Origin of the sequence: Treponema sp. UBA785 (genome assembly GCF_002297065.1) — a bacterium.
Taxonomy (GTDB): Bacteria; Spirochaetota; Spirochaetia; order Treponematales; family Treponemataceae; genus Treponema_D.
The window spans coordinates 19,277-27,379 of the sequence record NZ_DBJD01000099.1 but is presented as its reverse complement, the minus strand read 5'-3'; the positions used below and the strand labels follow the sequence as shown (position 1 = coordinate 27,379).

Below are 8,103 nucleotides of genomic sequence, written 5' to 3'. Positions count from 1 at the left end.
TTCTCACTTCGTTGCGAAACAATTTAAAAAGTCAATTCTAAAACTGAAGTTTTAATCTTGACTTTTTATGGGAGATTAAAATGAAAAAAAATTTAAAATCGGTTATTGCTGCAGCACTTATGCTTTCGGCAACATTTTCAATGCACGCTGCACGGGCTGGAAAAGTAATCTCAAGAGATTCTGCAAAAACAAAAACATCTGCTTCAAAAAAAACTGAATCACGCTCCCTCGAAATTACAGTTTCTCTGGCTCACAATCAGACCGCAGATGACAATCCTTACACTTTTGGCGCAAAAGCATTTAAGGACAAACTTGAGCAAGTTTCTGGCGGAGGAGCAACTGCAACTCTTTACAACGGAACTATGAGCGAAGACGAAGGCGAGCTTTTTAAAAAGCTCCAGAGCGGAGAAGCAAACATCGTAGTAATTTCTCCAGGATACCTTACGAGTCTTGGCGTCGCAGAAGTTGACATTTTCTCGCTCAACTATCTTTTTAACAATTTTGCGCACTGGGGAAAAGTTCTGGACGGTCCGTTCGGCTCAGAGCTTGCAGGAATCGTAAACCAGAAAACAAACGGCAAAATTCAGATTCTTGGATACTGGTCTGCCGGCGTAAGAAACTATTATGGTAAAAAACCAATTCATTCTCCAAAAGATTTAAAAGGCATGACAATCCGAATCGGAAGCTCGCCAGTTCAGCAGCAGTTCTGGAAAGGCTGCGGCGCAATTCCTGCTTCAGTCGGCTGGGGCGTTCTTTACGATGCTTTGAACACTGGAAAAGTTGATTCTGCAGAAAACGACTACACAAATATGAGCTTAAAAAATCATCACAAGGCAAAAAACGGAAAATATATCTGCGAAACAGAACACGACTTTACAACCCGCCTTATGCTTGTAAACGGAGATTTCTTCAATAAGCTTACTCCATCGCAGAAAAAGTGGATTGAACAGGCCGCCGCTTACGCTACACAGGTTGAACGCCAAAAGACTTTTGAACAGGCATCTGGTTCTAAAGCAAAAACTATTGCTGAAGGAGCAGTTGTTGTAGAAAACAGCGACATCGACACAGCAGCATTCAAAGCTATTGCTCTTCCTATTCAGGACGAGTTTGCCAAAAAGAATGGCATGGAACGCTTCCTTAAGATGGCGAGACAATAGTTTTTTATATGTAAGAGGATAAAAATGGCAAAAAAAGAACTTGACCGATTCGACACAAAAGCAAAACGCAACATGAAAATTTCTACAAAGTTAATGCTTTTTATCGGTGCAGGCGTAGTTATTAGTTCAATCGGTGTCTGCATTCTCTCGCTAGGAATTTTTAACAGCAAGATGATTGACAACACAATAGAAGATCTTAACCACACTGCAGACGGGGTTGAACTTTATATAACTTCGAGAGAAAACGATCTTTCTCACTACTCTAAACTTTTTGCACGCAATTCTGAACTTCTAAATGCAATTGAATACGATTCATCTTATGCGCTGCAGCACGCTGTAAAATCTTTTGTAGACGATTCGGAAATTGACTTTATGTTTGTAACAGATTCCCGCGGACGAGTATTAAAAGGCGGCGGCGCAAATGTTACAGACGGTGTAGACGTTTCGTACATTGGAACAGTTGCAAACGCTCTTTCTGGAGAGTCATCAATCGGAATTGAGGGCGTTGCAAATTTCAATTATGCAATAATCGCTAGCGAACCAATCTACATAAACGGGAAAATTTTTGGAACCGTTGTTACAGGATACGATCTTTCTACAACTCATATAATTGATTATATTGCAAGAAGTTATAACGTTGAATGCACTGTTTTGAAAAATGATATTCGCACTGCTACAACATTAAAGGATTCAGACGGCAACTCTCTCGCTGGAACTAAGCTCGACGACAGTTTTGTTGAAGAAACAGTTCTCCACGAAGGAAATGCATTTGCAGGACCTGTCGATATAAGCGGACGTTCGTACTACGGATATTATTTCCCGATTACATCAGGCGACGGAAAGATTACAGGAATGTTCTTTATTGCAAAGAGCATTGAATCAATCGAAGCAATCCGTGCAAAAACCGGAACAATCGTTATTCCAGTAGTATGTATCCTTTGTGCGCTCATCATTACAATCGGCGGATTTTTTGTACGCTGGCTTATGTGGCGAATTTATAATGTAACAAATACGCTCAAAGATATGGCAAGCGGAGATGCAGACCTTACAAAACGTGTAAAGCTGCTTATCCGCGATGAAATTGGCGATCTTGTAATTCAATTTGACTTTTTCTGCGACAAATTGCAGCAAATCGTAGGAGAAATAAAGAGTTCAAAAGAAACTCTTTATTCTGCCGGAAGCCAGATGTCCGAAACTACGACAGAAACTTCAAGTTCAATTTCAAATATAATTCAAAATCTTTCCAATATTCGAAATCAAATTTCGTTCCAAAACGACAGCGTACATCAAACGGCCAGTTCAGTTTCCGAAATTTCAAATTCAATTACGGTTTTGAACGATATGATTGAAAAACAGGTAAGCGGTGTAAACGAAGCAACTGCGGCGGTCGAAGAAATGGTTGGAAACATTGCAAGCGTAAACAGTTCTGTCGACAAAATGGCAGTTTCATTCGAAGAACTTACAGCAAACGCACAGGCAGGTTTTTCTAAACAGCAAGATGTAAACGACCAAATTACTTCTATTGAGGGCCAGTCAAAAATGCTTCAGGAGGCAAACTCTGTAATTGCTTCGATTGCGGAACAGACAAACCTTCTTGCAATGAATGCGGCAATCGAAGCAGCGCATGCTGGCGAAGCAGGAAAAGGATTCTCCGTTGTTGCAGACGAAATTAGAAAACTTTCAGAAACTTCATCGCTGCAATCAAAAACGATTGGAGAACAACTCGACAAAATCCGCGATTCAATTACGAACGTTGTTTCTTCAGCAACAGAATCTGGCAAAGCGCTGGCTCTTGTTTCAAACAAAATTCATGAAACAGACCAGCTTGTTGTGCAGATTAAGGGCGCAATGAATGAACAGCAGATTGGTTCAGAACAAATTGTAAATTCTCTCAAAGACATGAACGAAAGTACAAACAATGTACGCTCTTCTTCAAAACAGATGGAAGACCGCAACGAAAAAATCATGAACGAAATCAACTCTCTAAAAGAGATTACGGTAAAAATGAGCGACAGCATGTCAAATATGAGCGAAGGGGCCGAAAGAATCAGCGCGGCAGAAGAATCACTTTCGGATATTTCGCACAAAGTGAAAGATTCTATCGACAAAATCGGTTCAGAAATCGACTTGTTCAAAATTTAACAGAATTACGTTCAGACGGCTTTATAAGCTTGTCGTAAAAAATTGACAAAACCAAAAATCAGTCAATAAAACTAACCTTCTAGAGTACACCTCCTAAAGAAGCACAAATAAAGTTTCTTGGGAGGTGTTTTTTTTGAATTTTCCAAAAACTCAAAGTTGAAGAAAGAATTTTGCAATTCCAAAGTAAACCAAAAGAGAAAGTATGTCTGCAATTCTGTTAATTTTTCGTTAAAACAAAATCTTCTATCAAAAGATTTTAATTGAAAATTCGATAGAGTTATTCTAAAATCAAAGTATGGCACAGTTTCCAAAAAAACAGGTTTTAATCATAGACGCAACCCCAATGTTCAGGGAATTTTTAACAGAAAAACTTAACGAAGAAAAAATTGAGGTTGAAACTGCGCAGGGACACCGCGATGCCGTAATCAAAATGGCGAACGACCTGCCTGACCTGATTATTTTGGATATTGAAACTTCGATTGACGATATGCAGGAATTTTTGGATAAAAAAGCGTCAAATCCGAATACAGTCAAAATTCCAATGATTATTTCCGGTCCAAAAATCGAAAAGGAACGTGTTGCACAGCTTATTCATTACGGTGTTGCAAAATATTTTACAAAACCAATCAAATTCGACTTTTTTTTTGAATCAATCGGACAAATTTTGCGTTCTGCATTTACAATGGACATAACTCCGTGCGTGCTTGAAATTCACCTGAACAAAAACATTATTTTTATTGAAATTGCACAAGGGCTTAACCGCGAAAAAATGGCCCTCCTAAAATACAAGCTAACAGAACTTATGGACAAAAATCGTCTGGATTCTCCGAAAGTTATAGTAATGATGACAGGCCTTTCTCTGAGTTTTGTCGACGGCTCAAACCTTGAGCTCCTTTTTGATAATATTCTTGCAGACAAGAGAATTGAACGAAAAAACTTAAAAGTTCTTTCGCTAGACACTTTTGCAAAAGAATTCGTTGACGGACATACAGAATATTACGGTGTAGAGGTCGTTTCAAACTTAAACGAAGTTTTAAATTCGTTGGTTGAAAGCAGTTCAGAATCAACAGTTCAAGACATAATTTCAGATCAGATTTTAACATCAACAGGTTCAGAAGACGAAGGTTCTGTAGAAATGCGTTTTTATTCAGATACAGGAACTGCAGAACACGAAGAAGAACAAGACGGTATTCAGCCGTTTAAAATTGCAATTGTCGATGATGATGCAGTCGTCCGACAGCTGCTTTCGCTAAGTTTTAAATCTATAAATGCTGAATGTGATCTTTTCTCAAGCGGAACTGAATTTTTACAGGCTGCAAAAACAAATAATTACACTCTAATTATTCTTGATATTTTTATGCCAGGAATAAGCGGTTTTGATATTTTAAAAAACTTGCAGCAATTCAACATAAAAAGTCCGATAATCGTTTATTCACAGTCGGCACAGAGGGAACTTATTGTTCAGTCGCTTTCGCTCGGTGTAAAAACTTATATTGTAAAACCTCAAAAACCTGATTTTATAATTCAAAAAGCACTGGAAATCATAAATGGAAAATTCTAACTCTTTCAGTGCGATTGACGAAGCCAGCCGTTATCTTGCGAGCACACTTCACGAAATCCGAACACCAATCCAAACAATTATCGGCACGGTTGAACTTTTGCAAAACACAAGCATGGACGACGAACAGCGCGAATACATACGCCAAATTCAATTCAGCGCAGATGTTCTGCTCGACCTTGCAAACAATATTTTGGATTTTACAAAAATCCGTTCCGACCAGTTTAAGCTGGAGTCAGTTCCTTTTAACATTGTCGAACTTACGGAGCAGGTCGTAGATTTAATCAGCATCGAAGCGTTTAACCGCGGACTTGAAATTATTACGGACATTGATTTTTCAATTCCTTCGATAATTTGCGGCGATCCTGTCAGAATTCAGCAGATAATCTTAAATCTTTTAAAAAATGCTGTAAAATTCACAAATCACGGCTATATTCATCTTGAACTAAAAAAAGCGGCAAAAAATATTTTATTCACGATAAAAGATACTGGAATCGGCATAAAAAAAGAACAAAAAGAAAAAATCTTTACAAATTACTACCAGGGTGATATTTCTACTTACCGCAAATTCGGCGGAACAGGACTCGGACTTTCAATCAGCAAAAATCTTGTACATTTAATGAATGGCAGAATCGGCGTAAAGCCAAACAAAGACGAGGGGTCAATTTTTTGGTTTACACTGCCAATTGTAAAAAATCCTGGATTTGAAAATTTTGAACAAAGAGAAACAGTTTCCTCTCAAAAAAAATCTAAAATCTTAATAATTGACGACAACCAAAAAGCATCAAATTCACTTATAAAAATTCTAAATGCCGCAGGAATCTTTAATATTGAATCGACAACACAACCTCAAAACACAATTCAACTTATTTTAAACGCAGAAGCTCAAAAAAATCCATTTAATCTCGTTTTTATCGATATGATCATGCCAGCAATGGACGGCTGGCATTTAGCAAGCGAAATTCACAATGAAAAAAAAATAAAAAACACGCCAAAACTTTACCTTCTTGTACCAGAAGGCCAAATGAAAGGCGAAGCAAAAATGAAAATGCTCAACTGGTTTGAAGGATACCTTTACAAGCCATTAAAGCGAAGAAAAGTATTTGAGCTTTTAAAGGAAAGTACAGTCAAAAAAAATAACAACATTGTTGAACTGGAACTTGCAAACGACGACATGATTATGACTCTTGATCCGGTTGATGATTCATCTGTTGCAAAAAACAAAAGAGTTCTCGTTGCAGAAGACCATCCTGTAAACAGCAAGTTAATCGAAACTTTTTTGCGGAATTTTGGAGCAGATGTTTTTTTAGCAGAAGACGGGCAGCAGGCAGTTGAACAGATTAAACAAAATCCAAACATTGAAATAATTTTTATGGACATTCAAATGCCTGTAAAAAATGGAGTTGAAGCCACTATCGAACTCCGAAAATCCGGCTACAAAGGAATTATCATCGCGTGTACGGCAAATAACGACTCAAACGATTTTGAAACATACAAAAAAAGTGGCATAAACGACATTCTTGTAAAGCCGTTCAAAAGCAACACAATCCGCACTATTCTCGAAAATTGGATTCCAATTATAGATTTGCCTGTTTTAAAATCTGTAACAACCCTCGAACCAGAAATTTCTGCAAAAAAAACGGCATGGGACAAAGAAGATTTTTTGGACACTACAGGCGGTGATATTGCGTCTGCAATCGAAGTATTAAAAATTTTTGCAAAACAGACAAACCGACTTTTAAAAGAAGCGGAAATGGCTGTTGAAGCAAAAGATTTTGAAAAATTACGCGCACTGGGTCATTCTCTAAAAGGCAGTTCTGGCACGGTAAGCGCAAAATTGCTTGCAGAATACGCTTCCAGACTAAATCTTACGGCAAAAACAAATGACATCGCAAGCTGCAGATTCAATCTGGAAGAATTTAAGCATGAATATGTCCGCTTTAAAAAACTTGTAGCAAAATTCATAAGAGAAGAACAGGCAGTAAAAAAATGAAAGATTTTTTTGATTTAAGAAAAGATTCAAAGCCATTAAAAGTAAATTTTCACACACATTCCACATTTTGCGACGGAAAAAACACACCGGAAGAAAATGTCATTTCTGCCATAAAAAAAGGTTTTAAGATTTTAGGTTTTTCGAGCCATTCAACCTGGCCGTTTTCTTTTGGCGACAGCATAAAAAAAGATGAATTTGAAAAATACACTCAAGAAATCAACTCTCTAAAACAAAAATATGCGGATCAAATAGAAATTTTCTGTGGTTTTGAAGCAGACTATATTCCGCCTTTTTGCAAACCGGATTTTGACGCTTATAAAAAATTTTCTCCCGACTTTTTAATCGGTTCTATTCATTATCTGTACAATGGTGAAAACTCTCCAGAAAAAACCATGCCTGTCGACTGGAGCGCAGAAAAACTTTTTGAAGGAATAAAAAACGTTTACTCAGGCAATGCAAAAAAAATGATCTGCCATTATTTTAAATCAGAGCGAAAAATGCTTTCGGAATGTAATTTTTCGGTAATCGGCCACGCAGACTTAGTCCGCAAATTCAACCAGAAAAATCCATTTTTTAACGAAAATGAAGGCTGGTACAAAAACGAACTTAAAGAAACTGCAAAATCCATAAGCCATGCTGGAGTTATCTGCGAAATAAATACAGGCGCAATAAGCCGCGGATTTTTAACACTTCCATACCCGTCAGAATATTTTTTAACGCTTTTGCACGAACAAAACGTCCCGATAATGGTCAACTCGGATTCGCATGCCGCCGAAACGCTAGATTGCGCATTTGAAGAAGCTGTTGCTCTTGCAAAAAAAATCGGGTACACAGAGCTTGCATACCCGAAAAATAAAAATATAATCACATATAAGATTTAGCGATTCTGTCTTTCGTTGCGGCTCTGACAGTTAATGCACATAAAAGCGTAAGGAATCGCTTCGAGTCTTTCTTCAGGAATTTCTTTCTTACAAACTAGGCAACGGCCATAAGTTCCCTGTTTAATGCGATCAAGCGCATTATTTATCATTTGCAGGCGGTTTGAATCCTGAGCGCCAAGCGATTCAAGCAAACGACCATCTACAACATCAGAAGCAACATCAACTTCATCTCCAGACTCTCCGCCTTCGACAATTTTTTTGTAATCTTCATTTTGTGCAGCAAGAGATCCAAGAATCGTATTTTTCTGCTCAATTAATTTTTCTTTCATTTTTTCAACAAATGTTTTTTCCATATCCGTCTCCCGTTGACAA

Annotated in this window: 6 protein-coding genes; 5 read left to right on the top strand and 1 reads right to left on the bottom strand. The window is 37.7% G+C overall.

Annotation, left to right across the window (positions count from 1 at the left end):
- Window positions 1-80 precede the first annotated feature (80 nt).
- From B2X33_RS09310 to B2X33_RS09290, 5 genes are all read left to right on the top strand, one after another.
- Window positions 81-1,157: a TRAP transporter substrate-binding protein gene (locus B2X33_RS09310; protein WP_296669201.1), complete on the top strand. Its 1,077-nt coding sequence runs from the start codon at window positions 81-83 to the stop codon at window positions 1,155-1,157.
- A gap of 24 nt (window positions 1,158-1,181) precedes the next feature.
- Window positions 1,182-3,299, top strand: a complete 2,118-nt coding sequence (locus B2X33_RS09305; protein ID WP_296669200.1) for a methyl-accepting chemotaxis protein — start codon at window positions 1,182-1,184, stop codon at window positions 3,297-3,299.
- Window positions 3,300-3,594: 295 nt separating this feature from the next.
- The gene (locus tag B2X33_RS09300) at window positions 3,595-4,860 is read left to right on the top strand and encodes a response regulator (protein WP_296023474.1); all 1,266 of its coding nucleotides are present in this window, start codon (window positions 3,595-3,597) and stop codon (window positions 4,858-4,860) included.
- A complete protein-coding gene (locus tag B2X33_RS09295) occupies window positions 4,847-6,850 on the top strand; it encodes a response regulator (protein ID WP_296669198.1) in 2,004 nt (667 codons plus the stop codon). Before B2X33_RS09300 ends, B2X33_RS09295 begins: the two co-directional genes overlap by 14 nt.
- The gene (locus B2X33_RS09290) at window positions 6,847-7,731 is read left to right on the top strand and encodes a histidinol-phosphatase (protein WP_296669197.1); all 885 of its coding nucleotides are present in this window, start codon (window positions 6,847-6,849) and stop codon (window positions 7,729-7,731) included. Before B2X33_RS09295 ends, B2X33_RS09290 begins: the two co-directional genes overlap by 4 nt.
- On the opposite strand, the gene B2X33_RS09285 is transcribed toward B2X33_RS09290, so the two are convergent.
- On the bottom strand, window positions 7,728-8,084 hold the full coding sequence (locus B2X33_RS09285; protein WP_296023488.1) for a TraR/DksA family transcriptional regulator: 357 nt from the start codon (window positions 8,082-8,084) through the stop codon (window positions 7,728-7,730). The two genes, B2X33_RS09290 and B2X33_RS09285, sit on opposite strands and share 4 nt — an antisense overlap.
- Window positions 8,085-8,103 lie beyond the last annotated feature (19 nt).